The sequence below is a fragment of the Mycobacterium palustre genome (assembly GCF_002101785.1).
GTDB classification, from domain to species: Bacteria; Actinomycetota; Actinomycetes; order Mycobacteriales; family Mycobacteriaceae; genus Mycobacterium; species Mycobacterium palustre.
The window spans coordinates 1-26,636 of sequence record NZ_LQPJ01000098.1 but is presented as its reverse complement, the minus strand read 5'-3'; the positions used below and the strand labels follow the sequence as shown (position 1 = coordinate 26,636).

At 71.7% G+C, this 26,636-nt stretch carries 23 protein-coding genes; 15 read left to right on the top strand and 8 right to left on the bottom strand.

What is annotated here, in order from left to right; translation table 11 throughout:
• Positions 1-49 precede the first annotated feature (49 nt).
• Both fadD4 and AWC19_RS11695 read left to right on the top strand, forming a co-directional pair.
• Entirely contained in the window at positions 50-1,579 is a 1,530-nt protein-coding gene (fadD4, locus tag AWC19_RS11700; protein WP_085078271.1) for a fatty-acid--CoA ligase FadD4, read from the top strand.
• A gap of 3 nt (positions 1,580-1,582) precedes the next feature.
• Positions 1,583-2,548: an enoyl-CoA hydratase/isomerase family protein gene (locus tag AWC19_RS11695; protein WP_085078270.1), complete on the top strand. Its 966-nt coding sequence runs from the start codon at positions 1,583-1,585 to the stop codon at positions 2,546-2,548.
• Here AWC19_RS11695 and AWC19_RS11690 read toward each other — a convergent pair.
• Together AWC19_RS11690 and AWC19_RS11685 are read right to left on the bottom strand one after the other, a co-directional pair.
• Positions 2,545-2,931 (bottom strand): CD225/dispanin family protein, encoded by a 387-nt coding sequence (locus AWC19_RS11690; RefSeq protein ID WP_085078269.1) that lies wholly within the window; start codon positions 2,929-2,931, stop codon positions 2,545-2,547. The two genes, AWC19_RS11695 and AWC19_RS11690, sit on opposite strands and share 4 nt — an antisense overlap.
• Positions 2,932-3,008: 77 nt before the next feature.
• Positions 3,009-4,175, bottom strand: coding sequence for an acyl-CoA dehydrogenase family protein (locus AWC19_RS11685; protein WP_085078268.1), 1,167 nt, complete (start codon positions 4,173-4,175; stop codon positions 3,009-3,011).
• Between the two features lie 9 nt (positions 4,176-4,184).
• Here AWC19_RS11685 and AWC19_RS11680 point away from each other — a divergent pair, with 9 nt between their 5' ends.
• The 3 genes from AWC19_RS11680 to AWC19_RS11670 are packed head-to-tail and all read left to right on the top strand — an operon-like array spanning position 4,185 to position 7,698.
• Entirely contained in the window at positions 4,185-5,192 is a 1,008-nt protein-coding gene (locus tag AWC19_RS11680) for a MaoC family dehydratase (RefSeq protein ID WP_142281123.1), read from the top strand.
• A 26-nt stretch (positions 5,193-5,218) separates the two neighbouring features.
• A complete protein-coding gene (locus AWC19_RS11675; protein WP_085078267.1) occupies positions 5,219-6,400 on the top strand; it encodes a CoA transferase in 1,182 nt (393 codons plus the stop codon).
• A complete protein-coding gene (locus tag AWC19_RS11670; protein WP_085078266.1) occupies positions 6,394-7,698 on the top strand; it encodes an amidohydrolase family protein in 1,305 nt (434 codons plus the stop codon). The genes AWC19_RS11675 and AWC19_RS11670 overlap by 7 nt, the downstream gene beginning before the upstream one ends.
• 7 nt (positions 7,699-7,705) lie before the next feature.
• Here AWC19_RS11670 and AWC19_RS11665 read toward each other — a convergent pair whose 3' ends face one another.
• Complete coding sequence (locus AWC19_RS11665) at positions 7,706-8,605, bottom strand: alpha/beta hydrolase (RefSeq protein ID WP_085078265.1); 900 nt, start codon at positions 8,603-8,605, stop codon at positions 7,706-7,708.
• 201 nt (positions 8,606-8,806) lie between these two features.
• On the opposite strand from AWC19_RS11665, the gene AWC19_RS30550 reads away from it, so the two are divergent.
• The 9 genes from AWC19_RS30550 (at position 8,807) to AWC19_RS11625 (ending at position 18,228) form a co-directional block, all read left to right on the top strand.
• Positions 8,807-9,460, top strand: a complete 654-nt coding sequence (locus AWC19_RS30550; RefSeq protein WP_245848911.1) for a class I SAM-dependent methyltransferase — start codon at positions 8,807-8,809, stop codon at positions 9,458-9,460.
• Positions 9,457-10,698, top strand: coding sequence for a molybdopterin-dependent oxidoreductase (locus tag AWC19_RS11660; RefSeq protein ID WP_245848910.1), 1,242 nt, complete (start codon positions 9,457-9,459; stop codon positions 10,696-10,698). The genes AWC19_RS30550 and AWC19_RS11660 overlap by 4 nt, the downstream gene beginning before the upstream one ends.
• Before the next feature lies 1 nt (position 10,699).
• On the top strand, positions 10,700-11,236 hold the full coding sequence (locus AWC19_RS11655) for a hypothetical protein (RefSeq protein ID WP_085078263.1): 537 nt from the start codon (positions 10,700-10,702) through the stop codon (positions 11,234-11,236).
• Complete coding sequence (locus tag AWC19_RS11650; protein ID WP_085078262.1) at positions 11,233-12,438, top strand: alpha/beta hydrolase; 1,206 nt, start codon at positions 11,233-11,235, stop codon at positions 12,436-12,438. The genes AWC19_RS11655 and AWC19_RS11650 overlap by 4 nt, the downstream gene beginning before the upstream one ends.
• 44 nt (positions 12,439-12,482) lie before the next feature.
• Positions 12,483-13,892, top strand: a complete 1,410-nt coding sequence (locus AWC19_RS11645; protein ID WP_085078261.1) for a WS/DGAT/MGAT family O-acyltransferase — start codon at positions 12,483-12,485, stop codon at positions 13,890-13,892.
• Positions 13,893-13,983: 91 nt separating this feature from the next.
• Positions 13,984-14,772 carry a crotonase/enoyl-CoA hydratase family protein gene (locus AWC19_RS11640; protein ID WP_085078260.1) on the top strand — a complete coding sequence of 263 codons (789 nt, stop codon included), beginning with the start codon at positions 13,984-13,986 and terminating at the stop codon, positions 14,770-14,772.
• A gap of 124 nt (positions 14,773-14,896) precedes the next feature.
• On the top strand, positions 14,897-16,324 hold the full coding sequence (locus AWC19_RS11635) for a PE family protein (RefSeq protein WP_085078259.1): 1,428 nt from the start codon (positions 14,897-14,899) through the stop codon (positions 16,322-16,324).
• A gap of 107 nt (positions 16,325-16,431) precedes the next feature.
• Positions 16,432-17,919 (top strand): class I adenylate-forming enzyme family protein, encoded by a 1,488-nt coding sequence (locus AWC19_RS11630; protein ID WP_085078258.1) that lies wholly within the window; start codon positions 16,432-16,434, stop codon positions 17,917-17,919.
• A gap of 12 nt (positions 17,920-17,931) precedes the next feature.
• Positions 17,932-18,228, top strand: a complete 297-nt coding sequence (locus AWC19_RS11625) for a hypothetical protein (RefSeq protein WP_085078257.1) — start codon at positions 17,932-17,934, stop codon at positions 18,226-18,228.
• A gap of 22 nt (positions 18,229-18,250) precedes the next feature.
• Here AWC19_RS11625 and AWC19_RS11620 read toward each other — a convergent pair whose 3' ends face one another.
• The 3 genes from AWC19_RS11620 to AWC19_RS11610 form a co-directional block, all read right to left on the bottom strand.
• On the bottom strand, positions 18,251-18,817 hold the full coding sequence (locus AWC19_RS11620) for a TetR/AcrR family transcriptional regulator (RefSeq protein ID WP_085078256.1): 567 nt from the start codon (positions 18,815-18,817) through the stop codon (positions 18,251-18,253).
• 513 nt (positions 18,818-19,330) lie between these two features.
• Positions 19,331-20,800 (bottom strand): aldehyde dehydrogenase, encoded by a 1,470-nt coding sequence (locus AWC19_RS11615; protein WP_085078255.1) that lies wholly within the window; start codon positions 20,798-20,800, stop codon positions 19,331-19,333.
• Between the two features lie 93 nt (positions 20,801-20,893).
• The gene (locus AWC19_RS11610) at positions 20,894-21,670 is read right to left on the bottom strand and encodes a class I SAM-dependent methyltransferase (protein WP_085078254.1); all 777 of its coding nucleotides are present in this window, start codon (positions 21,668-21,670) and stop codon (positions 20,894-20,896) included.
• A gap of 742 nt (positions 21,671-22,412) precedes the next feature.
• Between AWC19_RS11610 and AWC19_RS11605 the strand changes: the two genes are divergently transcribed.
• On the top strand, positions 22,413-23,567 hold the full coding sequence (locus AWC19_RS11605; protein WP_085078253.1) for a glycosyltransferase family 4 protein: 1,155 nt from the start codon (positions 22,413-22,415) through the stop codon (positions 23,565-23,567).
• Here AWC19_RS11605 and AWC19_RS11600 read toward each other — a convergent pair.
• Together AWC19_RS11600 and pgfA are read right to left on the bottom strand one after the other, a co-directional pair.
• The gene (locus AWC19_RS11600; RefSeq protein WP_085078252.1) at positions 23,551-25,254 is read right to left on the bottom strand and encodes an MmpA family trehalose lipid delivery protein; all 1,704 of its coding nucleotides are present in this window, start codon (positions 25,252-25,254) and stop codon (positions 23,551-23,553) included. The two genes, AWC19_RS11605 and AWC19_RS11600, sit on opposite strands and share 17 nt — an antisense overlap.
• 8 nt (positions 25,255-25,262) lie before the next feature.
• Positions 25,263-26,567 carry a cell envelope lipid trafficking protein PgfA gene (pgfA, locus tag AWC19_RS11595; RefSeq protein ID WP_085078251.1) on the bottom strand — a complete coding sequence of 435 codons (1,305 nt, stop codon included), beginning with the start codon at positions 26,565-26,567 and terminating at the stop codon, positions 25,263-25,265.
• Between the last annotated feature and the right edge of the window lie 69 nt (positions 26,568-26,636).

Below are 26,636 nucleotides of genomic sequence, written 5' to 3'. Positions count from 1 at the left end.
CGTGTGCCCGCTTGACACCTGTCAACATCGCCGGCGGTACAGTCGGCGCATGCAGATTCGCCCCTTCGTCGGGACCGGCAAACCGGCCATCATCCTCTACCCGTCGGGGACCGTCATCACCTTCGACGACCTGGAGGCCCGGGCCAATCGGCTGGCCCACCGCTTCCGCCAGGCCGGGCTGCGCGAGGGCGACACCGTCGCGATCCTGATGGAGAACAACGAGCACATCCACGCGGTGATGTGGGCGGCCCGCCGCAGCGGCCTGTACTACGTGCCGATCAACACCCACCTGACCGCCGCCGAGGCGGCCTACATCATCGACAACAGCAGCGCCAAGGCGATCATCGGCTCGGCGGCGCTGCGCGACACGTGCGCCGAACTGCGCGACAACCTGCCTAACGGGTTGCCGGAGTTGTTGATCATCGCCTGCAAAACGGGAGAGGCCGATCTGCCCGGCTGGGAGCGCTACCCGGAATGCGTTGCCCACCAACCGGATACGCCGATCGATGACGAGCTCGAGGGCGACCTGCTGCAGTACTCGTCGGGCACCACCGGCCGGCCCAAAGGCATCAAACGCGAACTGCCGCATGTCTCCCCGGCCGAGGCGCCCGGCATTATGTCGGCCCTCGTCGAGTTCTGGATGACCCCCGACGCGGTCTACCTGAGCCCGGCCCCGCTGTACCACACCGCCCCGTCGGTGTGGTCGATGACCACACAGGCCGGCGGCATCACCACCGTCGTCATGGAGAAGTTCGACCCCGAGGGAACGCTGGACGCCATCCAGCGCTACCGGGTGACCCACGGCCAGTTCGTGCCCGCCATGTTCACACGCATGCTGAAACTCCCTGCGGCCGTGCGTGATTCGTACGACCTGTCCAGCCTCAAGCGGGTGATGCACGCCGCCGCGCCGTGCCCGGTCGAGATCAAGAAGCAGATGATCGACTGGTGGGGTCCGATCATCGACGAGTACTACGCGTCCTCCGAGGCGATCGGGTCCACGCTGATCAGTGCCGAGGAGTGGTTGGCCCATCCGGGTTCGGTCGGCAGGCCGATGAACTGCCAGATCCACATCCTCGGCGAGGACGGCACCGAGCTGCCCCCGGGGCAGGCCGGCGAGATCTACTTCGAGGGCGGGTTCGCCTTCGAATACCTCAACGACCCGGCGAAGACCGCCGCCTCGCGCGACAAGCACGGCTGGGCCACCGTCGGCGACATCGGCTACCTCGACGACGAGGGCTACCTGTACCTCACCGACCGCCGCCACCACATGATCATCAGCGGCGGCGTGAACATCTACCCGCAGGAGGCCGAGAACCTTCTGGTCACCCACCCGAAGGTGTTGGACGCCGCCGTGTTCGGCGTGCCCGACGACGAGATGGGCCAGCGCGTAATGGCGGCCGTGCAGACGGTGGATCCCGCCGACGCCACCGACGAGTTCGCCGACGAGCTGACGGGGTGGCTGCGGGATCGCCTGGCGCACTACAAATGCCCGCGCACGATCGCCTTCGAGGCGCAGCTGCCGCGCACCGACACCGGAAAGCTCTACAAGAACGGGCTGACCGACAAGTACTCGGTGTGAGCGATGCTCCGGGTGATCGACCTATCGCGGCCGCCCGATTCCGGCGTCCCGGCACCGCCCGGGGCGGTCGTCGCCGCCGGCTCGGCCGCCGACATCGCGGCCGCCCAATATTGGCTTGACGCAGCGACTTTCACCCTCACCGAGGATCCCTGCGCCGACCGCCGGGTGGTCACCGTCGATTCGGTGCCCGAGGCGCTGGACGAGCTGACCCGGCGCTGCGACCGCTGGCCGCAGGCGAGCAGCGTGTGCGACGACGTGCTGCGCGCGGTCGATCCCCACGGCCCGGCGCTGGCCGGGGTGGTGACCGAGTCGTTGGCGTATTCGACCCTGCAGGCCGGGCCGGAGTTCGCGCGGTGGCTAGCCGAACGCGGGCCGGCCGAGATGCCCGACATCGCCGATCCGGTGCTGGCACGACGCGACGGGGACGTCGTGCGCATCGCCTTCAACCGGCCGCAGCGCCACAACGCGTTCTCCACCGACGCGCGCGCCGCGCTGCTGGAGGCGCTGACCGTCGCGCTGCTCGACCCGTCGGTGACCGGGATCGAGTTGAGCGGCAACGGGCCGTCGTTCTGCAGCGGCGGGGATCTGGCCGAGTTCGGCACCTTCGCCGACCCGGCGAGCGCGCATTTGGCCCGCACCCGGCACAGCCCCGCCCTGGCGCTCGACGCGCTGACGGCCAGGCTCGGCCGGTCCTGCCGCGCCCGGGTTCACGGACGGGTGCTGGGCAGCGGATTGGAGATGGCCGCCTTCTGCGGATTGGTTGAGGCGCACGAAGATTCGGTATTCGGCCTGCCCGAGCTGGGCCTGGGACTCATCCCCGGCGCGGGCGGCACCGTCAGCGTCACCCGCCGGATCGGCCGCTGGCGCACGGCATACCTGGTGCTGTCCGGGCGCACGATCGGCGCCGACACCGCGCGCGCCTGGGGGCTGGTGGACGCGTCGTGCGCCGGCGTCCCGGCGGCCGATTAGAAGGAATACGTTGTGGTTGTCGTAGAAGGCAGATGCGAAACGGACACTCCTACGGCGAAGAAAAAGACCCACAACATCGCCATCGCCACCCAGAAGACGCCGCTCGCGACCGCGCCGATGATGGCCCATTTTTTGGCGTTGTCGGCCGACGCCTGCGCCTCGGCATACCGCCCCTGGGCCCACTGCCCGGAGACCCTGCTGGAGTACACCAGCGACACGATCCCGAACGGGACGCAGCAAAGCACCGTGACCAGGACCGCCCAGACGAGGTAGTTGTCCGGCTCGCGTGGCGGCGGCCAACCGGGGTGCGGGGCCGGGTAACCCGGCGGCGGCTGACCGTGCCACTCGGGGGGACCTTGGTAGGGCCCAGGGGGATAACTCATGGCTAACGCCCTTCCACACGGTCCCTTTGGTCCGGCAAATATACAGCACACGCCAAGGCCGAACCGGCGGATCGCCGTCAGACCCCGCCCCGGGCGACGAGCTGCCCGGCGATCACGTTGCGCTGGATCTCGTTGGTGCCCTCGCCGACGATCATCAGCGGCGCGTCGCGGAAGTACCGTTCCACGTCGTATTCGGTGGAGTAGCCGTAGCCGCCGTGGATGCGCACCGCGTTCAGCGCGATCTCCATCGCCGCCTCGGAGGCGAACAGCTTGGCCATCCCGGCCTCCATGTCGCAGCGTTCGCCGCCGTCGTAGCGCTCGGCGGCGTAACGGGTCAGCTGGCGGGCGGCGGTGAGCTTGGTGGCCATGTCGGCCAGGTAGTTGCCGATCGCCTGGTGCTTCCAGATCGGCCGGCCGAAGCTCTCCCGCTGCCGGGCGTAGGCCAGCGCGTCCTCGAGGGCCGCCGTCGCCACGCCCAGCGCGCGGGCGGCTACCTGGATGCGGCCCGTTTCGAGGCCCTTCATCATCTGCGCAAAGCCCTCGCCCATCCGGCCGCCCAGCACCGCCGACGCCGGGGCGGAAAAGCCGTCGAACGACAGCTCGCACGACTCGACGCCCTTGTAGCCCAGCTTGGGCAGGTCGCGCGACACCGTCAGTCCCGGGCCCGGCTCGACGAGCACGATCGAAATGCCCTTGTGCCGCGGCGTGGCGCCCGGATCGGTCTTGCACAGCAGCGCGATGAGGCCGGAACGGCGCGCGTTGCTGATCCACGTCTTGGAACCGTTGATCAGAAGGTTGCCGTCGCCGGCGGGCAGCGCGGTGGTCGTCATGTTCTGCAGGTCCGAGCCGCCGCCGGGTTCCGTCAGCGCCATGGTGGCGCGCAGCTCGCCGGTGGCCATCGCCGGCAGGTAGGCGCGCTTTTGATCGTCGGTGCCAAACAGCGTCAACAGCTTGGCCACCACGGTGTGCCCGCCCATCGCGCCGGCCAGGCTCATCCAGCCCCGCGCCAGCTGCTCGGTGACCCGGACGTAGCACGGCATCGACACCGGCGAGCCGCCGTATTCCTCCGGAATCGCCAAGCCGTAGATGCCGATCCGCTTCATCTGCTCGATCCACGCCTCGGGATAGGTGTTGGCGTGCTCGACCTCGCGGACGCTCGGCTTGACGTCGCGGTCGATGAACTCCCGCACCGTCGCGACCAGCATCTCCTCTTCGTCGTTCAGCTCACTGCTCACCTGTGCCATATTGGCCCCGTGACTTATCTGCATTCACGCCAGGGCGGCCCCTACTTCGACGAGCTGACGAGAGGTCAGGTCTTCGACTGGGCTCCGGCGGTGACGCTCTCGACGGGTATGGCCGCGGCGCATCAGGCGATCCTGGGCGATCGGCTGCGGCTGGCGCTGGACGCCGACCTGTGCGCCGCGGTGACCGGCGCGCCCGGGCCGTTGGCGCACCCGGGCCTGGTATGCGACGTCGCGATCGGGCAGAGCACCCTGGCCACCCAGCGGGTCAAGGCCAACCTGTTCTACCGCGGGCTGACGTTCCACCGGTTCCCGGTCATCGGCGACTCCCTCTACACCCGCACCGAAGTGGTTGGGCTGCGGGCGAATTCGCCCAAACCGGGCCGGCCGCCGACGGGGATGGCGGCGCTGCGGATGACCACCATCGACCAGGCCGACCGGTTAATCCTCGACTTCTACCGGTGTGCGATGCTGCCGGCGAGCCCGGGCTGGCACCCCGGCGACGCCGCCGGCGACGACCTGTCCACGATCGGCGCCGACGTGCCCGGCCCCGCGTCCGACCCGACCGCACGGTGGGACGGCGAGGCCTTCCGCGACAAGGTGCCCGGCCCGCATTTCGACCCTGGCCTGGCCGGAGCGGTGTTGGGCAGCACCGGCGACGTGGTAAGCAGCGCACCGGAACTCGCGCGACTCACCCTGAATATCGCCGCGACACACCACGATTCGCGGGTCGGCGGGCGCCGGCTGGTGTACGGCGGGCACACCATCGGGCTCGCCCTGGCGCAGGCAACCCGGCTGCTGCCCAACCTGGCGACGGTGCTCGGGTGGCAGTCCTGCGATCACACCGGCCCGGTGTACGAGGGCGACACCCTCTACAGCGAGCTGCACGTCGAATCCGCCGAGCCCACCGAGCGCGGCGGCGTGCTCGCGCTGCGATCGCTGGTCTACGCGGCCGGCCGCTCCGACGGCGAGGCGGATCGGCAGGTCCTGGACTGGCGCTACCGCGCGCTGCAGTTCTAAGTCTGTGCGACGGGCACAATGGTGGCGTGAGCTCGGCGTCGTTCAAGTGGGGGAGCAGCGGGCTGGCCTACCTGACGGGCCGACCCGACGGGCCGGCCGACTTCTCCCGCGCGAACGTGCTGGCCCGCGCCGAGCGCGTGGCGGCGGCCCTCGGTGATCGACTGTGCATCGGCGTAGACGCGGCCACGCTGCTGACCGGTCGGGCCGCGCTGCTCGGGTTGAGCCGCGCCGGCCGCATGTCGGCCGGCGGCGCCACCCGATTGCTGAAGGCCGCGGACGGCTGGTGGGCGGTCACGCTGTCGCGCCCCGACGACGTCGCCGCGGTCCCGGCGCTGATCCAGGCCAGCGAGGCACCCGCCGACACATGGTTAGCGCTGCAGCGTTGGGCCGCAACGCGATCGGTGACCGCGATCGTCGACCGGGCGGCCCTGCTCGACATCCCGGCGGCCGGCCTCGGCGAGGCCGCGGCCCGACCGCCGTCGATACGCCCGACGGGCGGCCGCGCGTCTCCCCGGGCAGCGGCCGGCCTGCTGGTGGCCGACCTGTCGTCGATGTGGGCGGGCCCGCTGTGCGGCGCGCTGCTGGCGCGCGCGGGGGCGACGGTCGTCAAGGTCGAAAGCCCCCGGCGCCCGGACGGCACCCGCGCCGGCAACCCGGCCTTCTTCGATTGGGTGAACGGCGAAAAGCTCTCCTACAGCATCGATTTCGACGGCCAGGCGGGCGAACTGCGCGAGCTGCTCGCCGCGGCCGACATCGTCATCGAGGGCACGCGGCCCGCGGCGCTCGCGCGGCGACGCCTCGGCCCGGACCACGTCCCGGCGCGGCCGGGACGAATCTGGTTGCGCATCAGCGGATTCGACGATCACCGCCCGGCCTTCGGCGATGACGCCGCGGTGGCCGGCGGCTTGGTCGGCACCGCCGCCGAAGGGCCGGTGTTCTGCGGCGACGCCATCGCCGACCCGCTGACCGGGCTGGAGGCCGCGCTGGAAGTGGCGCAATCGCTCGGCCGCGGCGGCGGCGAACTGATCCACGCGTCGATGGCGGCGGTGGCGGCGACCTACGCGGCGCTGCCGACCGAGGCGTCGCAGGCACCGCACCCGGCCCCGCCGCCGCGGCCGCCGGCGCCCTCGACGCCCGCGCCCGCGCTGGGCGCCGACAACGACGCCGTGCGGCGCCTGGTAAGCGAAAGACGCTGCGCCCCATGTTGATCAAGCGGGCCGCGTTGCTGGACGGCACGATCACCGACATCCGGGTCGGGGAGCGGATCGACGAGCTGGGCGACGATTTGGTGGCCGCGCCGGGCGAGGGCGTGCTCTACGCCGGCGGCGGAGCGGTTGTGCCGGGCCTGCACGACCACCACGTGCACGTGCGGTCGGCGGCGTCGGCGTTGGACTCCTTCTTCGTCGGGCCGCCCGGCGTCACCACCAAAGCCCAACTGGCACAACTGCTGTCGAACGCCACGCCCGGCCCCGACGGGTGGATCCGCGCCGTCGGCTACCACGAGTCGGTCGCCGGCGAGCTGGACCGGTCCGCCATCGACGCCGTGGTGCGCAGGGTTCCGGTGCGCATCCAGCACCGCAGCGGTGCGCTGTGGATGCTCAACTCCGAGGCCCTGAGCCGGGTCGGCCTGGCCGAACACCCCGACGGGCGCCTGCGCAGCGCCGAGGGCGGCTGGTCGGACGCCGTGGCGCGCCGCGAATCCGACCTTGCCGAGCTCAGCCGCCGCATCACCGCCTACGGCGTCACCGGCGTCACCGACGCCACCCCGGACCTTGCCGCCGACGACATGGTCTCGCTGCTGGCCGCCCACCGGCTCGGCGAATTCCGGCCCCGCACAAGCTTTTTGTCCCCGGGTAAGAAGATCTTGCACGACGACCGTCTCGACCTCGACGGGCTGGCCGAGTGGATCGCCGACCAGCACCGCGCCGAGCGACCGGTCGCCGTGCACTGCGTGACCGCGGCGCAGCTCGTGGTGACCATCGCCGCCCTGCGCGCCGCCGGCAGTCATCCGCTGGATCGCATCGAGCACGCCGCCGTGGTGCCGGAAGACAACCTGCCCGACCTCGCCGGGCTCGGCATCACGGTGGTGACCCAGCCCAACTTCGTGGCCGAGCGCGGCGATCAGTACCTCGCCGACGTCCCCGCCGCCGAACACGACCAGCTGTGGCGGGTCGCGTCGCTGCGGAAAGCCGGGGTGCCCGTGGCCCTGTCCACCGACATGCCGTTCGGTCACGGCGATCCGTGGACCGCGATGCGCGCCGCGGTGTATCGCACCACGCCCAGCGGCGCGGTGCTCAACGCGAACGAACGCGTCTCGGCGCGACAGGCCTTGGCGATGTTCCTGGGGCGGTCGGACCGGCCGGGCCGGGCGCGGGCCGTCGAACCCGGCCAGCCCGGAGACCTCTGCGTGCTGAGCGAGCCACCGGCGACGGTGCTGGCCGAACTGGACGCCGGCATGGTGGCGGCCACCGTGATCGGCGGCGAGCTGGTGTACTTCGCGATGTGACCGGTGATCAGGCCGCCGGCGCGAGCGCGTCGCGCAGGCCGTCACACTGGCTGGCGAAAAACCGCTGCGCCACTTGGGCCTTGGGCGCCACCGCGTCGAAGCCGTGGAATGCGCCCGGAACGATCTCGACGTGGCACGGCACCCCGGCCGCGCGCAGCCGTTCAGCGTAGGCCAGGTCCTCGTCGTGGAACAGGTCGTGGGTGCCGACGCCGATCCACGCCGGCGCCAGCCCGCCCAGGTCCTCGCGCCGCGCCGGGACGGCGACCCGCGGGTCGGCGTCGCCCAGGTAGGCCTTCCAGCCGAAGCGGTTGCTGCGCACGCTCCACAGCCGGTAGTTCGGGTCGGCTGCAGACGCCGAACTCCGGTCGTCCAGCATCGGGTAGACCAACAGCTGAAACACCGGGGCGATTTCGCCGCGGTCGCGGGCCAGCAGGGCCAGCGCGGCCGCGAGGCCGCCGCCGGCGCTGGCGCCGCCGATCGCCAGCCGGGTCTCGTCCACCGTGGCTTGTCCGGCCAGCCAGGTCAGCGCCGCGTAGCAGTCCTCGAGCGGGCCGGGGTACGGGTGTTCGGGTGCCAGGCGGTATTCCACCGACGCCACGGTGATGCCGAGCCGCTTGCAGAACCGGCGGCACAGCCGGTCGTCCTGCTGGGCGGTGCCGATGACGTAACCGCCGCCGTGTATCCACAGCAGCGCGGCGGTGGGCTCGGTGGCGACCGGTCGGAACAATCGGACGCCGGCCCCGGAGCCCAGCTCGATCACCTCGACGCCGGAGGTGTCGGGCCGGCGGAGTCGCCCCGTCACCGCGGTCAGCGTCCGCACGATCGGCAGGGTGCGCGGACCGATGATGTGTCGCGGGGTGATACGGGCGGCGCGGCGCAGGTCGGGGTGAACGTCGTTGTTCGGCACCGGACAAGTATCCATCCGCGCGCGCATCGGCACCGAAGCACCGCCGTGAAACCCGTCGGTGGCCCGGCTCCGGGCGGCGTGGTTAGCGGGCCCGGGCTCGGGGTATCGGTCCCGGTGATCCAAATGCTGGTGTATCCCGTGGATACCGGCGTGTGGTGCGCGTCCGGGCCGCCTGGTCGTGCTAGATGCGAGAGGCGAGACATGCTGGGCCACCTCTACGACCGGGCGCTCGGCGGCCAACGGTGCTGGATCCGGCACGAGGACGGCGAGATACGGCCGCTGCCCGCGCACCGCTGGTTGGGCGCGCGATGTCCCGGCGACCCGCCCGCCGACGCCGTCGACGAGGTCTTTGACGATGCCGTCACGCGGATGTGCGCGGGCCCGGCGATCGAGCTGGGGTGCGGGCCCGGGCGGTTGGTCGCCAGGCTGATCCGGCGGGGCATACCGGCGCTGGGCATCGATCGCTCCGCGGCGGCGATCCGCCTGGCGTGCCGCGGCGGGGCGCCGGCGCTGCTGGGCGACGTGTTCGGCCCGCTGCCCGGAACGGGTCAGTGGCGGACGGTCCTGCTGGTCGACGGCAACGTCGGCCTGGGCGGCGACCCGCGGCGAATTCTGCGGCGCGCCGCCGAGCTGCTGGGGCGCGGCGGGCGCTGCGTCGCGGAGTTCGACGCCGAGGTCGCGGGCGTATGTTCGCGATGGGTGCGGCTGGAGTCCGGCGCCGAGGTGGGACCCTGGTTCCGGTGGGCGTCGGTGGGCGTGGACAGCGCCGCCGCGCTGGCCGAGCAGGCGGGCCTGAGGCTGACCGGCGTCCGCCCGATCGGCGGCCGGGTGATCGCGACCCTGGCCGCCTCGTGAACAGGTTTCGCAGCCCGCTGCGAGGCCCCTGGCTGACCTCGGTGTTCGGTCTGGCGCTGTTGGTCGCGCTGCCGGTCGTCATCGTCACCGGGCTGCTGTCCTACGCCGCCTACGCGCCCCAGCTCGGCCAGGCCATCCCCGGGGACGTGGGCTGGCTGCGGCCGCCCGCCTTCGCCTGGCCGACCCGGCCGTCGTGGCTGTACCGGCTGACCCAGGGACTGCACGTCGGCCTGGGGCTGGTGATCATTCCGGTGGTGCTGGCCAAGCTGTGGTCGGTGATTCCGCGGCTGTTCGTGTGGCCGCCGGCCCGCTCGATCGCCCAGGCGCTGGAGCGGCTGTCATTGCTGATGCTGGTGGGCGGCGTGCTGTTCGAGATCGTCACCGGTGTGCTCAACATCCAGTACGACTACGTCTTCGGGTTCAGCTTCTACACCGGCCACTACTTCGGTGCCTGGGTGTTCAGCGCCGGATTCTTGATGCACATCACCCTCAAGATCCCCCGGATGGTCACCGGGCTGCGGTCGCTGCCGCTACGAGAAGTGTTGCGCACCAATCGCATCGACACCCGCCCGGAGCCGCCCGATCCGGACGGGTTGGTGTCGACGGCGCCCGCCGAGCCGACCATGAGCAGGCGCGGTGCCCTGGCGCTCGTCGGCGCCGGGGTGCTGCTCGTCGGCGCGCTGACCGCGGGCCAGACCCTCGGAGGTGCCGCCCGCGGCGCGGCCCTGCTGCTGCCCCGCGGGCGCGGGCCCCGAGGTCCCGGTGCTTTCCGGGGCGACTTCCCGGTCAACAAGACGGCCCTCGCCGCCGGGATCGTCCCCGAAAGCGTGGGCGCCGGTTGGCGTTTGACGCTGCGCGGCGGCCCGTCGGAGGTGGTGCTCGACCGGGCGGCGCTGGCCGGGATGCCGCAGCACACCGCGCGGCTGCCGATCGCCTGCGTCGAGGGCTGGTCGACCGTGCAGACCTGGAGCGGGGTGCGGCTCGCCGAGCTGGCGCGGCTGGCCGGGGTGCCCGCACCGCGCGCGGCGCGCGTGGCGTCGCTGCAGCGCGGCGGGGCGTTCGGTGCGGCGGCGTTGCAGGCCAACCAGATTCGCGATCCCGACGCCCTGCTGGCGCTCCGGGTCAACGGCGCCGACCTGCCCCTGGATCACGGGTATCCGGCGCGCGTCATCGTTCCCGCGCTGCCGGGCGTGCACAACACCAAGTGGGTCGCGTCCATCGAGTTCGAGCCGAGCTGAGATGCCGCGCCTGCCAATCCGTTTCGGGGTGAGCTACGGGGCCGGCCCGCTGCACCTGGTGACGATGGCGTCCGGGTTCGCCCTCTTGGGCTACATCCTGGCCACGTTCACGCCGGCGGCCCTGTGGGATCCGGACACCTGGTGGCACTCGATCGCCGCGTGGTTCGCGGTCGCCGTCATCGCCTACGACCTGCTGCTCTTCCCGCTCTGCGCGCTGGCCGACCGGGTGATCTTCGCCGGGAGGCGGCCGGCGCCGCGCAACGTCAGCGCCCGCAACCACATTCGGGTGCCCACCCTGGGCGCCGGGCTGACGCTGCTGATCTTTTTGCCCGGCATCATCGAGCAGGGGGCGCCGACCTATCAGGCCGCGACCGGACAAACCCAGCAGCCGTTTCTGGGCAGGTGGCTGCTGCTGACGGCGGCGATGTTCGGCCTCAGCGCGCTCAGCTACGCCGCGCGGCTGGTAGCGGCGCGCCGGCGAGCCCCTGACGGAAACGTCAGTTTCCGGTGTCGGCGCGGGGGTAGGCTCCGAAAATGACCGCGAGGGGAGCCCGCATGACACCCTGCGTGAAATGGTTGCTGCGGGCCGGTCCTGCCGACTACCTGCTGGCCTTGAGCGCGGCGGGAGCTTCGCTGCCGGTCGTCGGTAAGGGCCTCGAGCCGCTGGGTGCGCTGACCGCCGTGGGCCTGTGGGGTGCCCAGCAGGCCCCGTCGGCGTTTTCGGCGATGACCAGGGATTGGATGACCCCGGGCATCCACGAGACGCGGCGCCGGGACCGCGAGAGCATCCCGCAGGTTTCCCTCGCCGCGCTGCGCGGCGTCGTCTCCGCCGCGGACCTCGAAACCGAATGGCCGGCCGCGGACCGGACGCCGCCGATCTGGGACGCGCTGCGCCGGCGCCGCTACTCCTACCGCCGCGGCGTCCACTACGGGGACCACCCGGCGCAGGTGCTCGACGTCTGGCGGCGCAAGGACCTGCCGGCCCAACCGGCCCCCGTCCTGATCTTCGTGCCCGGCGGCGCCTGGGTCCACGGCAGGTGCATGGGGCAGGGTTCCGCGCTGATGTCCCGGCTGGCCGAGCAGGGCTGGGTGTGCCTGGCAATCGACTACCGGGTCTCGCCGCACCATCGCTGGCCGCGCCACATCACCGACGTCAAGACCGCCATCGCCTGGGCGCGCGCCAACGTCGACAAGTTCGGCGGCGACCGCAATTTCGTTGCCATAGCGGGCTGTTCGGCGGGCGGCCACCTGTCCGCGCTGGCCGGCCTGACCCCCGGCGACCCCGCGCACCGGCGCGAGCTGCCCGAGGGCGCCGACAGCTCGGTGGACGCTGTGGTCGGGATTTACGGGCGCTACGACTGGGAGGACCGGTCCACGCCGGAGCGGGTCCGGTTCGTCGACTTCCTCGAGCGGGTGGTGGTCAAGAAGTCGATCGCGCGCCACCCCGAGGTGTTCCGCGACGCCTCACCGATCGCCCGCGTGCACCGAAATGCGCCGCCGTTCTTGGTGATTCACGGCAGCAAGGACAGCGTCATCCCGGTCGAGCAGGCGCGCAGCTTCGTCGAAAGGCTGCGGGCGGTCTCGCACTCGACGGTCGGCTATTTGGAGCTACCGGGAGCGGGTCACGGCTACGACCTCATCGACGGGGAGCGGGCCGGCGCGGCCGCGCACGCCGCTTCGCTGTTCCTGAACCAGGTCCACCGCACCAAGATGCAGATCGGCGCCAAAGAGGTTATCTGAGCTCTCGCCGCTGGGTATTGTCCCTCTATGGGTGAGGGGCAGCGGTGAAACGGCTGAGCGGCTGGGACGCGGTCCTGCTCTACAGCGAGACGCCGAACGTGCACATGCACACCATCAAGGCCGCCGTGATCGAGCTCGATCCCGACCGGCGCGACTTCGACGTCGACGCCTTCCGCCAGGTCATCGCCGGCCGGCTGACCAAGCTCGAGCCGTTCTGCTATCAGCTCGTCGAGATCCCCTACCGGCTGCACCATCCGATGTGGCGCGAACAGTGTGAGGTCGACCTCGACTACCACATCCGGCCCTGGCGGCTGCCCGCGCCGGGCGGTCGTCGCGAGCTGGACGAGGCGATCGGGCAGATCGCCGGCACCCCGCTGGACCGGTCGCGCCCGCTGTGGGAGATGTATTTCGTCGAGGGCCTGGCCGACCACCGCATCGCCGTCGTGGGCAAGATCCACCACGCGCTCGCCGACGGCGTCGCCTCGGCCAACCTGCTGGCGCGCGGCATGGACCTGCAGCCGGTGCCGGAGCGCCGGCCGTACGTGGCGGACCCGCCGCCCACCGCGCGGCAACTGATCACGTCGGCGTTCGCCGACCACGCGCGCCACGTCGGGCGGCTGCCCGCCACCGTCCGCTACACCGCGCAGGGAGTGGCCCGGGTCCGGCGCAGCTCGCGCAACTTCTCCCCGGAACTGACGCGCCCGTTCGAGCCGCCGCCGACCTTCATCAACCACAAGATCACCCCGGAGCGCCGGTTCGCGACCGCGACGCTGGCGCTGGCCGACGTCAAGCAGACCGGCAGGCGGCTCGGGGCCACGATCAACGACATGGTGCTGGCCATGGCCAGCGGCGCGCTGCGCACCCTGCTGCTGCGCTACGACGGCAAGGCCGAGCCGCTGCTGGCGTCGGTGCCGATGAGCTTCGACTTCTCGCCGGAGCGCATCTCCGGCAATCGCTTCACCGGCGTGCTGGTGGGCCTGCCGACCGACTCCGACGACCCGCTGGAGCGGGTGCGGTGCAGCCACGAGAACGCGATCGCCGCGAAGGAAAGCAACCAGCTGATGGGCCCGGAGCTGGTCAGCCGCTGGGCGGCCTACATGCCCCCCGGCCCGACCCGGGCGTTTTTCAGGTGGGCGTCCGGCCGCGACGGGCACAACAAGGTGCTCAACCTGAACATCTCGAACGTCCCCGGTCCCCGTGAACGCGGGCGGGTCGGCGGGGCGCTGGTCACCGAGATCTATTCGGTGGGCCCGTTGACCGCCGGCAGCGGGCTCAACATCACCGTCTGGAGCTATGTCGACCAGCTCAACATCTCGGTGCTCACCGACGGCGCCACCCTCAAGGACCCGCACGAGGTGACCGAGGCCATGGTTTACGACTTCGTCGAAATACGCAGGGCCGCGGGGCTTTCCGAGGACCTGACCGTCGTCGACACGGCGATGGCGCCCGCCTGATCGAACACCGGATCGGCCGTGCGTCGCGATCCCGGTAACCCGACTCTCGCCTGCCGCCAATGGCGTTCCCGCCGGTCGTTACCATCGCACCGTGACTGGTAGCGACGAACCCGGCAGCACCGAACCCGAGATTTTGGTCGAACAGCGCGACCGGATCCTGATCATCACCATCAACCGGCCCAAGGCCAAGAACGCGGTCAACGCCGCGGTCAGCCGGGGCCTGGCCGACGCCATGGACCGCCTCGACGGCGACAGCGGCCTGTCGGTGGGCATCCTGACCGGCGCGGGCGGCTCCTTTTCGGCCGGCATGGACCTCAAGGCGTTCGCTCGCGGCGAGAACGTCGTCGTCGAAGGCCGCGGCATGGGGTTCACCGAGCGCCCCCCGGCCAAGCCGCTGATCGCCGCGGTGGAGGGATTCTGCCTGGCCGGCGGCTGCGAGCTGGCGCTGGCCACCGACCTGATCGTGGCGTCGCGCGACTCGGCGTTCGGCATCCCCGAGGTCAAGCGCGGGCTGGTGGCCGGCGGCGGGGGACTGCTGCGGCTGCCCGAGCGCATCCCCTACGCGATCGCCATGGAGCTGGCCCTCACCGGCGACAACCTGCCGGCCGAGCGCGCCCACGACCTCGGGCTGGTCAACGTGCTGGCCGAGCCGGGCAAGGCGCTGGAGGCGGCGATCGCGCTGGCCGAGAAGATCACCGCCAACGGGCCGCTGGCGGTGGCCGCCACCAAGCGGATCATCGTCGAATCGCGCGGCTGGAGCCGCGACACCATGTTCGCCGAGCAGATCAAGATCCTGGCGCCGGTGTTTTCGTCCAACGACGCCAGGGAGGGCGCGGTCGCGTTCGCCGAGAAGCGGCCCCCGCGCTGGACGGGAACCTAACCCGTCAGGTGGCGCTGCCCGGTCGGGCCGCGGCGGTGCGACCGAAATAGGGAAGATTCCCGATGTGTCGGCCGCCGCCGACCTTCCACACTGTCGAGAGCTAGCTCGAAGTGGAAGGTGCGCAATGTCGTTTTTGATCGCCATGCCGGACGTGGTTTCAACGGCCGCCACGGATTTGGCAGCTCTCGGTTCGGCGCTGAGCCAGGCCAACTCCGCGGCGGCGTCCCGGACCACGGCATTGCTGGCCGCGGGCGCCGACGAGGTTTCGGCGGCGGTGGCCTCGTTCTTCGGGGCTCACGCCGTGGACTATCAGGCCGCGATCGCCCAAGCGGCCGCGTTTCAGCAACGGTTCGTCGAGGCCCTCAACGCGGGCGCGGGCGCCTACGCCGGCGCCGAGGCGGCCAACGCCGCAGCCACCGCCAACCCGTGGCAGGTTGTGCAGCAAGACGCCCTCAACGCGATCAACACACCCACCGAGCTGCTGCTGGGCCGCCCGCTGATCGGCAACGGCGCCAACGGGATTCCGGGCACCGGCCAGGACGGCGGCGCCGGCGGAATCCTGTGGGGCAACGGCGGCAACGGCGGATCCGGCGCGGCGGGCCAGAACGGCGGCAATGGCGGCGCGGCCGGGCTGTTGGGCAACGGCGGCGCCGGCGGGGCCGGCGGCCCGAGCATTACGGGCGCCGTCAACGGCGGCAAGGGCGGCGCCGGCGGCGCCGGCGGGCTGCTGTGGGGCAACGGCGGTCCCGGCGGCACCGGCGGTGGCTATGGCAACACCGTCCTGGTCGGCTCTGCCGGCGCCGGGGGCGCCGGCGGCGACGCGATCGGGTTGTTCGGCAACGGCGGCGCCGGCGGCGCGGGCGGTCTCGGCGCTCCCGGGGTCTTGACGACCGGCGCCGGTGCTGGGGGCCACGGCGGTCACGGCGGCCTGCTGAACGGCAACGGCGGTGCCGGCGGCAACGCCGGCACCCAGGGCGCCTTCCCCGCCGTGGGCGGTGACGGCGGCGCCGGCGGCATGCTCAGCGGCAACGGCGGCAACGGCGGCAACAGCTACGGCCAAATCGCCGCCGGCCGCGGCGGAAACGCCGGCCTCATCGGCGACGGCGGCGCCGGTGGAACCGGCGGGCTCAACGGTGGTCCCGGCGGCGCCGGCGGCCTCGGCGGCGCGCTGTGGGGTAACGGCGGCCACGGCGGCGACGGCGGGCAATCCACGAACGGAACCGGCGGGGCCGGCGGGGCAGGCGGCAACGCCATCGGGTTGTTCGGCAACGGTGGGGACGGCGGCAATGGCGGCGGGAGCGCCGGCGCCGCCGGCAACGGTGGTCAGGGCGGTCACGGTGGCAACGCCGCCGTGGTCGGCAGCGGCGGCAACGGCGGCAACGGCGGGGCGAGCTTGAACAAGGGCAACGGCGGCGACGGCGGAAACGCCCAACTGGTCGGCAACGGCGGGGCGGGCGGCGGCAGCGTCGGCGTCGGCGCCACCATCGGGCTGGGCGGCGACGGCGGGCTGCTGCTCGGGCTGCCGGGACCCAACGGGCACGCCGGGCCGTAGCCGGGCCGATCACTGCCCTGGACCCAACCCCGGCCGCCCGCGGCGATGCCTAGATGACTTACACTGTCGCCTAGATTTGTAAAGCGTCTGGCACCCCGAAGGATCGGATGAGCATTTCGTTGCTGCTGGAGATGGCCGCGTCCAGCAACCCCGATCGGACGGCCGTGATCTCCGGCGACGTCCGGCTGACGACGCAGCAGCTCAGCGATCTGGCCGACGGCGGCGCGGGGGTGGTCGCGGCGTCGCGGGCCCGGCACGTGGCCTACGTCGGCACCGGCGGCGCGATGCTGCCGGTGCTGATCTTTGCGGCCGCCCGCGCCGGGCTCGCCTTCACCCCGCTCAACTACCGGCTGTCCGCCGAGGGCATCCAGGCGCTGATCGGGCGGCTGCCCGACCCGCTGGTCGTCGTCGACGCCCGGTACCGGGACGTGGTCGGTGCGCGCGCCGACCGGGTGATGCTGTCCGACGATTTCCTTGCGGCCGCGCGCGACGGCGAGCCGGCCGCCGAGTTTCCCGATCCCGAATCCGTCGCGATCGTGTTGTTCACGTCGGGCACCACGTCGCAACCCAAGGCCGTCGAGCTGACGCACAACAACCTGACCAGTTATGTGACCGGGACCGTCGAGTTCGAGTCGGCCGCCCCCAGCGACGCCGCGCTGATCTGTGTGCCGCCCTATCACATCGCCGGGGTCGGCGCCGCGCTGTCGAACCTCTACGCCGGCCGAAAGATGGTGTATCTGCCCAACTTCGACGCCGAGGAATGGGTGCGGCTGATCAACGCCGAGCAGGTGACCACCGCGACGGTGGTGCCCACCATGCTGGACCGCATCGTCAGCGTGCTGGAGACGGGCGGCCACACGCTGCCGTCGCTGCGCAACCTGGCCTACGGCGGTTCCAAGGTGGGGTTGCCGCTGGTCCGCCGGGCCCTGGAACTGTTGCCGCACGTCGGTTTCGTCAACGCCTACGGGCTCACCGAGACCAGCTCGACCATCGCGGTGCTCACCCCCGACGACCACCGCGCGGCGCAGTCGGCATCAGAGCCCCGGGTCGCCAAGCGGTTGGCCTCCGTGGGGCGGCCGGTGCCCGGCATCGAGCTGCAGATCCGCGACGAGCGCGGCAGGGTGCTCGGGCCCGGCGAAACGGGCGAGCTGTTCGTGCGCGGGGAGCAGGTGTCGGGTCGCTACACCGGGATCGGCTCGGTGCTGGACGAGGACGGCTGGTTCCCCACCCGCGACATCGCCCTGCTCGACGAGGACGGCTACCTGTTCATCGGCGGGCGCAGCGACGACACCATCATCCGCGGCGGGGAGAACATCGCGCCCGCCGAGCTGGAAGAGGTGCTCATCGAGCACTCCCACGTGCGCGACGTGGCCGTGGTCGGCGTCGAGGATCCACAGTGGGGCCAGGCGATCGTCGCGGTGGTGGTGCCCGCCGCGGGCACCGATCCCGACCCGGAGGAACTGCGCGAGCATGTCCGCAAGAGTTTGCGGGGGTCACGGACGCCCGACCGAGTAGTGTTTCGCGACGAGCTGCCGGCCACACCCACGGGCAAGGTACTTCGCCGCGAGCTAGTCGAACAGCTACAAGGACGCTGAAGGATTAGGTGCATGATCAAAAACGGAACCCGCCTCGAAAGCCAGGTGTGTGACACCCAGGTCATCGTGGTCCGCAGCGCCGACAGCCTCGACGACCTGCGCTGCGGCGGCGCGCCGATGGTGCCGATCGGCGCCGAGCGGTCCGGCGAGCTCGACCCGGCGTTCGCCGAGGGCACGGTGATGGGGAAGCGCTATGTCGACGAGACGGGCGCCGAGGTGCTGGTGACCAAGCCCGGCGCCGGGAGCCTGAGCGTGGGCCAGACCCCGCTGCACCTCAAAGAGGTCAAGCCGCTGCCCGCCAGCGACTAGCGCGTCGCCGGTATCGCGGGCACTACTGGCCGATCTTGTTGCGAATGACGAATTCCCTGGCCTTGATCAGGAACTCGAGCTGCTCGCCCACCTTGCGGAGCGGGTCGACGCTGTGGGTCGAGCGGGCCAGCACGACGGCGCCTTCCAGGGCGGCGATCGACGTCACCGCAAGCGCGGCGGCATCGTCGTCGCCGAAGCCGTCGTTGCCGAACGCCCGGGTGAGCGCGGAGCACCAGCGGCCCAGGATGGCGCCGGCCTCCCCGGACAGGTTGGGGTCGCCGCAGTCCGAGCCGATGGCCGCCGCCACCACGGGGCAACCGCCGGCGAAGTCGCCCTCGGTCAGCACCCGCTCCCAGAACTCGACGAATTCGCGCAGCAGGGCGCGCGCCCCCCAGCCGGCCGCGTCGTCGATCATCGCGGTGATGGATTCGCCGGAGTACCGCAGCGCCTCGGTCAGGATCTGATTGCGCCCGTCGGGGAAGTGGTAGTAGACGGAGCCGCGGGGGGCGCCGCTGCGGGCCAGCACCTCGTCGATGGTGACGCCGGCCGCCCCGCGCTCGCGCATCACCTGCGCGGCGGCCATCAGCATCTTCTTGCGCGTATCGCAGCGCTTGGTCGGAGCGGCGTCCGCCCTGGCTGTGGTGGTCGTAGGCACTGTCGTACCTCCCGTGGCGAGCGTTATGCGGCGTGCGAATGCCGTGGTGCCGGCCAGTGCCTATTACGTGGGGTCAAGCGGAAGCGCCGGCGCCTGGAGTCGGGCATCTCGCGGGTGAACTGATAGCCGGCGACGTTGAGCTCGATGATCCACATGACTTTCTCCCGACCAATCGCTGCCTCATGCGCCGGGGCCGGCGGCCCATGATTATGTTGCGTACCATATACGACATCGGTCAAGTAAGCAACTTCTATTCCCTATGCAACGCTATGAACTCGTCAGACGGTGTGACGCAGGTCATTGACCGGGACGTTTAGGTCGACAGAGTTCGCTTCATATATGCCCTATTGCATAATCGCTGGGAATGCTGTTCGCCCACGCGGGGGAGTCGGTGGTACCCGACGACGGCCGGGACCGCTGGCGCCGCGAGGCCCGCTTGTTGGGCCGCTAGGCGTCGACGGTGTAACCCATCGGCATCAGCACGCTCTTTTGCTGCGTGAAGTGCTCGACGCCTTCGGGCCCGTTCTCGCGGCCGATGCCGGAGTTCTTGTAGCCGCCGAACGGGCAGCACGGGTCGAAGGCGTACCAGTTGATCGCGTACGTCCCGGTGCGGATCTTCTCCGCGATCTCGATGCCGTGCGGCACGTCGGCGGTCCACACGCTGCCGGCCAGCCCGTACGCCGAGTCGTTGGCGATCTTGATCGCGTCCTCCTCGCTGTCGTAGGGGATGATGCTGAGCACCGGGCCGAAAATCTCCTCCTGGGCGATCGTCATCTTGTTGTCGACGTCGGCGAACACGGTGGGCTGCACGAAGAACCCGCCGTCCAGGCCCTCGGGACGCCCGCCGCCGCAGACCAGCCGCGCGCCTTCCTCGATGCCCTTGGCGATGTAGCCCTCGACGCGGGCGCGCTGCTTCTCCGAGATCAGCGACCCGATCTGGGCGGCGGCGTCCGATGGCGTCCCCACCGGCAGCGCCTGCACGAAACCGGCGACGGCGTCGACGATTTCGTCGTAACGCGACCGCGGTGCCAGGATGCGGGTCTGCGCCACGCAGGCCTGCCCGGTGTTCATGATCCCGGAGAACACCAGCATCGGAATGGCGCTGGCCAGGTCCACGTCGTCGAGGACGATGGCCGCCGACTTGCCGCCGAGCTCTAGCGTGCAGGGCTTGAGCATCTCGGCGGCGCGCCGGCCGATTTCCTTGCCGACGGCGGAGCTGCCGGTGAAGGAGAACAGGTCGACCCCGGGATTGGAGGTCAGCGCCTGCCCGGTCTCGGCCCCGCCGGGCACCACCGACAGCACGCCCTCGGGCAGGCCGGCCTGGGCGAACACCTCGGCCAAAGCGTTCGCGCTCAAGGGTGTTTCGGCGGCCGGCTTGAGCACCACCGTGCACCCGGCCAGCAGCGCGGGGCCCAGCTTGTTGACGGCCAAGAACAGCGGCACGTTCCAGGCCACGATCGCGCCCACCACGCCGATCGGCTCGCGGTAGACGATGCTCTGCCCGTAACCGCCGTTGCGGATCTCCCGCCACTTGACCTGGTCGACCGCGGGGCCGGCGAAGAAGTTCAACGCGCCGAGCGTGCTCATCCAGTGCATCGTTTCGATGCCGGTCGGCGGCTGGCCGGTCTCGCCCGCGAGGATCGCGGTGAAGTGGTCCTTGCGCTCCTCCATCAGCTTGAGCGCGTTGGCGATGACCGCGGCGCGCTCCTTCGGCGGCGTCGTGGGCCAGGGGCCGTTGTCGAACGCCGCCCGGGCCGCGGCCACCGCGGCGTCCACGTCGGCCGCCGCCGCCAGCGGGGCCTTACCCACGTACTCGCCGGTGGCCGGACAGCGCACCTCGATCACGTCCGTGGTCGACGGCTCCGTCCACCTGCCGCCGATGAAAAGCTGGTCGTATTCGGTCTTCACGTCGGTCATCTGCGCCGCTCCTCCTCATTGCTCCGCGCTGCATCGTCGCCGGCGCGCATGGCGCCACCCTACCCAAGCGAAAGCAAAACGAGAACACGTTCATTATCGGGGTGCGAGCACCAGCACCAGATTGCTGACCAGGAACTCGCGCAGCACCGGCACCGAGGTCAGCCGCCAGGCCCATCGCGGGTGGTAGCGGGGAAATGCGGCGACGAGCGCCCCCGTGCCGGCCGCCCAGTCCAGGCCGTCGGCGGCCGACACGGCGAATAACGACGACCCGTAGTTGTTTTTGGCCGGATGGCCGTGTTTGCGGGCATAGCGGGCGGCGGCGCGGGCGCCGCCCAGGTAATGCGTCAGGCCCATTTCGTGACCCCCGAACGGGCCCAGCCACACGGTGTAGGACAGCACGACCAGCCCGCCCGGCTTGGTCACCCGCAACATCTCCGCGCCGAGCCGCCAGGGCGCCGGCACGTGCTCGGCGACGTTGGAGGACAGGGAGATGTCCACGCTGTCGTCGGCGAACGGCAGCGCCATGCCCGAGGCCCGGACGAACGCCGCGCCCGCTTTTCCGGCGCCCGCCACGGCCGGACCGGCCGCGTGCATCTCGGCCGGGTCCGGTTCGACACCGATGTAGCGCACGCCGGCGCCGGCGAACGCCGCCGCGAAATATCCCGGCCCGCCGCCGATGTCGAGCAGCGTGCGACGGGTCGGGGGCTCGCCGTGGATGCCCAGCCACAGGTCACCGATCATCGCCGCCGTGTCGGCGGCCAGGGCGCCGTAGAAGCGGCCCGGGTCGGACCGCTCGTGGCGAAACTCCGACAGCAGCCGCAGCGACCGGGATAGCGTCGCCCGCCGCGCGAAAACGTCAGTGACGGCCACCGGGCAACCCTACGGCGGCGGCCGCACCTACCGGTCGTGCCGCATCAGGTAGGGCGCCACGCCCAGCTTCTCGACGAGCGCCAGCCAATCCGCCCCCGATACCGCGAAGTCCGCGGTTCGTTGACCCGCTGGCGCACGTCGTCGGGCCAAAAGAACCGGCGGTCGAAGCCCCCTACCGTGTCGCGACACCCGATGCTCAGCGGCTGCATCCCAGGAATGCCTACGCCCAGCACCGGGGGGCTGGGAAACAGCGGGTCGGTCCCGGCGGCGGCGCGGGCGAGTCCGGCCCGAGCTGGTCACTTCGGTGACCGGCGAGGGTGGGAATTCGGCCGAAGCCTTCGGCCCCCACCCAGGCATCCACGTCGATCGGCAGGCCGTGTCGGGCGTCGGGCGCTTCCAGTCGTGTCCCATCTCGGCGACCGCTTGCGAGCCGCCCAGACGCGCGCGCGGCATGGGCCTGCGCGGCCAGGTACAGCCCGCCGAGGACGGCGCAAAAAGCGAAGATCCCGACGACCAGGAACAGGGAAGTCCTCGCGGCGTTTCGTTGCCACGCGGGTCCCGTCACGGCGGCCCGTTTCGAGCCCCAGAACGGGGGATCCGCCACAAACCGGCGCGAGGCGGCCGACTCATTTGGGTTCATGGAGAAACGATCGCGCTGCCGGGCAGGCCGCACCGGGCTTTTCGGTTTTGCTGGAACGCCGGTGCGGGGTACGTGTGGGCCGTGCCATTAGGCTGGCGACCGATGCCTACCGTCCGTTCCGTCCTGCTGCTGTGCTGGCGCGACACCGGCCACCCACAGGGCGGCGGCAGCGAAGCCTACCTGCAGCGCGTCGGCGCGCAGCTCGCCGCGTCCGGGGTTGCCGTCACGCTGCGCACCGCCCGCTACCCGGGCGCGCCGCGGCGCGAGGTGATCGACGGTGTCGACGTCAACCGCGCCGGCGGCCGGTACACGGTGTACGTCTGGGCGCTGCTGGCCATGGCGCTCGCCCGGCTTGGGCTGGGCCCGCTGCGGCGGGTGCGGCCCGACGTGGTCGTCGATACCCAGAACGGCCTGCCGTTTCTGGCGCGCCTGGTGTACGGGCGGCGCGTCGTGGTGTTGGTGCACCACTGCCACCGCGAGCAGTGGCCGGTGGCCGGGCCGGTGCTGGGGCGGATCGGCTGGTTCGTGGAGTCGACGGTGTCGCCGCGGGTGAACCGGCGCAGCCAGTACGTGACGGTGTCGATCCCGTCGGCCCGCGACCTGGTCGGGCTGGGCGTCGCAAACGGGCAGATCGCGGTCGTGCGCAACGGCCTCGACGAGGCGCCGGCCCAATCGTTGACCGGCCCGCGTTCGGCCGCACCGCGGGTCGTCGTGCTGTCCCGGCTGGTGCCGCACAAGCAGATCGAAGACGCGCTGGAAGCGGTCGCCGCGCTGCGCCCGCACATGCCGGGTGTGCACCTCGACATCGTCGGCGGCGGCTGGTGGCGCCAGCGGCTCGTCGACCACGCGCGCCGGCTGGGCATCGCCGACGCGGTCACGTTCCACGGCCATGTCGACGACGTCACCAAACACCATGTGCTGCAAAGCGCCTGGGTGCACGTGCTGCCCTCCCGCAAGGAGGGCTGGGGCCTCGCCGTCGTCGAGGCCGCGCAGCACAAGGTGCCCACCATCGGCTACCGCTCGTCGGGCGGGCTGTGCGACTCGATCGTCGACGGGGTGACCGGGATCCTGGTGGACGGCCGCGCCGAGCTTGTCGACAGCCTGGAACGGCTGCTCCGCGATCCGGTGCTGCGCGACCAGCTCGGCGCCAAGGCGCAGACGCGCAGCGGCGAATTTTCCTGGGCGCAAAGCGCCGAGGCGATGCGCGGTGTGCTGGAGGCGGTGCGGGCCGGCGAGTACGTCAGCGGGGTCGTCTAGGCCGGCGCGCCCGGCCCGCCGCCAGCCCCGCCGCGCCCACCAGCAGCAGCGCCAGCCACGCCAGGTGCGCGACCACCGCGGCGGCGCGGCGGCCCGATGACACCCCGGGGCTGTCGCCGCCGATCCGAAACAGCGCTAGCTCCCGGTCGTGGTACACCGGCCGCAGCGCGCCCAGGGTGCGCGCGGACGCCCCCATGTCACCGGCGGTGTCCGACTCGACCACCACCCACCCCACGCTGGCCGCTCCCAGCGCGGCGGGATCCGGCCCGGCCAGCAGCAGGTCCTGCACCGCCCGCGCGCGGTCGCCCTCCCCGGGGATCACGACCCCCGAGATGGCCAGGTCGCCGGTGGTCAGCACGTCGGCGCGCAGCCAGCGCGGCAGCGGGTCGAGCACCGGCGCGGGCCCCGACCAGAAGAACCGCCGCATCGTGCCGGCGGGCACCACCGCCACCGTCCGCGGATCCGCGTTGATCGCCGCCGCGACCGCGGCCCAGCCGGGCGGGTAGCGCACCGGCGCGACCCTGCCCCACACGCCCCACGCCAGGTCGGGCAGCGCCAGGATCAGCGCGAGGCAGCACACCCCGGCCGCGATCGCGGGCCGAAACCAGCGTCGCAGCGTCACCACCGCGCCCGCCCCCGCGAGCGCGTAACCCGGCAGCGCCAGCGCGACCCACTTCTGCCCGTCGCGCAGCACCCCGAAGGCGGGCGCGGCCTGCACCAACGCGCGCAGCGCGTGCAAACCCGGGCCGGTCGCCAGCGCGGCCGGCCCCAGCACCGCGACCGCCGCCAGCACCAGCAGCGGCACCGCCGGCCTGCGCCGCAGCACCGCCGGCAACCCGGCCGCCACCACCCCCAGCAGCACAACCGCCGACGACACCGCGAAAAGCGTTGTCCGCGAAGAGGGTACGGCCTCCCCGTTCCAGATGCCGCCGAGGCTTGCCAGGCTGCCCAGCGTGCCGAGGCCGGGTTCGGCGCGCGGCGCGAACGCGGTCACCCCCAGCGCGATCCCCGCCGCGTGCGCCCGCAGCGACGAGCCCAGCACCGATGCGACCAGCCACGGCAGCGCCGCGACCAGCGACACACCCAACGCGGCGGCGGCGCACACCCACCGCGGCCGGCCCCCCGCGGGGTCCTCGATGGGGGTGGCCGCGCCGACCAGTGCCACCGTCGCGGCCAGCAACAGGCCGGTCGGGGTCAGCCCGGCCAGCGCCACCCAGAACGCCACCGGGAACCACCCGGTTCCGCCCCCCGCCCGCAGCGACAGCATCGCCGCGGCCACCCAGGGCAGGCTTCCGTAGCCGACCAGCAGGCTCCAATGCCCCTGCAGGAGGCGTTCGGCCACATAGGGATTCCAGACCGCCAGGGTGACGGCGACGAACTCGCCCCCGGCACCTACCCCCGGCAGCGCCGTGCGGACCAGCCGGGCCGCGCCCCAGCCCGCGAGCCACAACCCGGCCACCAGCAGCGCCTTGACCGCGACGCCGCCGTCGACCAGGTGCGACGCCAGCGCCACGGCGAAATCCTGCGGTGTCGCCCGCGGCGCCGACGTCAGCCCCAGCGCGGCGTCGGAAAGGTACGACCGCGGCGTCGACACCGCGTCGCGCAACAACAGGTAGCCGGGGGCCGGCAGCGGCCCCGCCACCAGCAGCGCCAGCAACAGCGCGTACGCCGGCCGGGTCCAGCGCACTCGGGGAGCTAGGCCCGTTCGGGTGGGCCCGGGGGAGCTCCCGGGGGTTCCGGCGGCCCGGCCTCGGGGGCGGGCTTGGTCGGTTCCTCCGGGGCGGCGGTGGGCGGCTCCGGGCCCGGCGGGTCCTCGCCCAGCACCGGGCGCTGCGTCGGAAGCTTCTCGGTTTCGGCCTCGGCGCCGGGCACCGGTTCCTCCAGCCCGCTGCGGCCGAAGAACTCCTGGTCGCTGCGGTCCAGGCCGGGGTCGGTCAGCGCGCTCTCCGTCCGCAGGCTGAAGGAGGCCAGGACGCCGCCGCCGATCAGCGCGATCAGGCCGACGGCGGTGAAGGTGATGGGCAGCACGCGCGACCACAGCGCCAGCCGGTCGCGCTCATCGCGGGCGGCGTTGACCTGGGATTCGACGGTGTCCTCGGTGGAGGTGACCTTGTAGTCGGCCAGCGTCATCTCGGGCTTGAGCGGGTCGCGGGCAAAGTAGTGGTTGGCGTGCTCGGTCTGCTTGACGATGGTTCCCGACACCGGGTCCACCCAGAAGGTCCGCTGCGCCGCGTAGTAGCGGGTCATGGTGATCTGCTCGTTCGGATCGCCGCCCTGCACGCCCCACATCGCCGCGGACGTGGTCTGTTTGGCGTCCTCCTGGCCGGCCAGCAGCGACGGGTACACGACCGGGGCCACCAGCCTGCCGTCGGCGTTGTAGCCGACGTTCTGGGTGAAGCGATAGGTGGTCAAGCCGTTGACGTCCTCTTGGGTGTCGTAGTTGACGTCAAAAGGCTTCTGCGCGACCGGGTCGAAGTAGGGGTACGTCTTCTTCTCGGTGTGGAACGGGAACCGGTAGGCCAGCCCCTGGTGGCGCAGCGGGATCGCGGTGGGCGGGTTCTCGTCGTTGAACGCGCGCGGCTTCTGCACCGACCCGCCGGTGTGGGTGTCGTCGGAGACCGACATCGCCGTCTTGCGGTTCAGGGTGACGGTGTCGACGATCGCCAAAAGCAGCCCGCTGTCCTTCTGCTTGTCGGTGCGCCGCACCGAGGTGCCGACCTGCAGCGTGACGACGTCGGCGTTGGCGGGCGATTCGACGCTGACCTGCTGCTGCGACACCAGCGGCACGTTCTGGTTGACGACCAGGTGGTCGGTCGACAGCGACGCGGCATCCAGGGCGGTCCCGGACCCCTCGCTGACCAGCGTGGCGTCGAGGTTCAGCGGAATTTTGGTGATCCGGCTGCTGGTGTACGTCGACAGCAACAGCGCGGCGATCAGCAGGGCGGCTCCGAGCCCAATCACTGCGCACGCGGCGAAACGCAACATGACCGCTCGGTTCATTTGCGCCGCTCCTCCTCATCGCTTCGCTTTGCATCGTCGCCGGCGCGGTTCATTTGCGCCGCTCCTCCT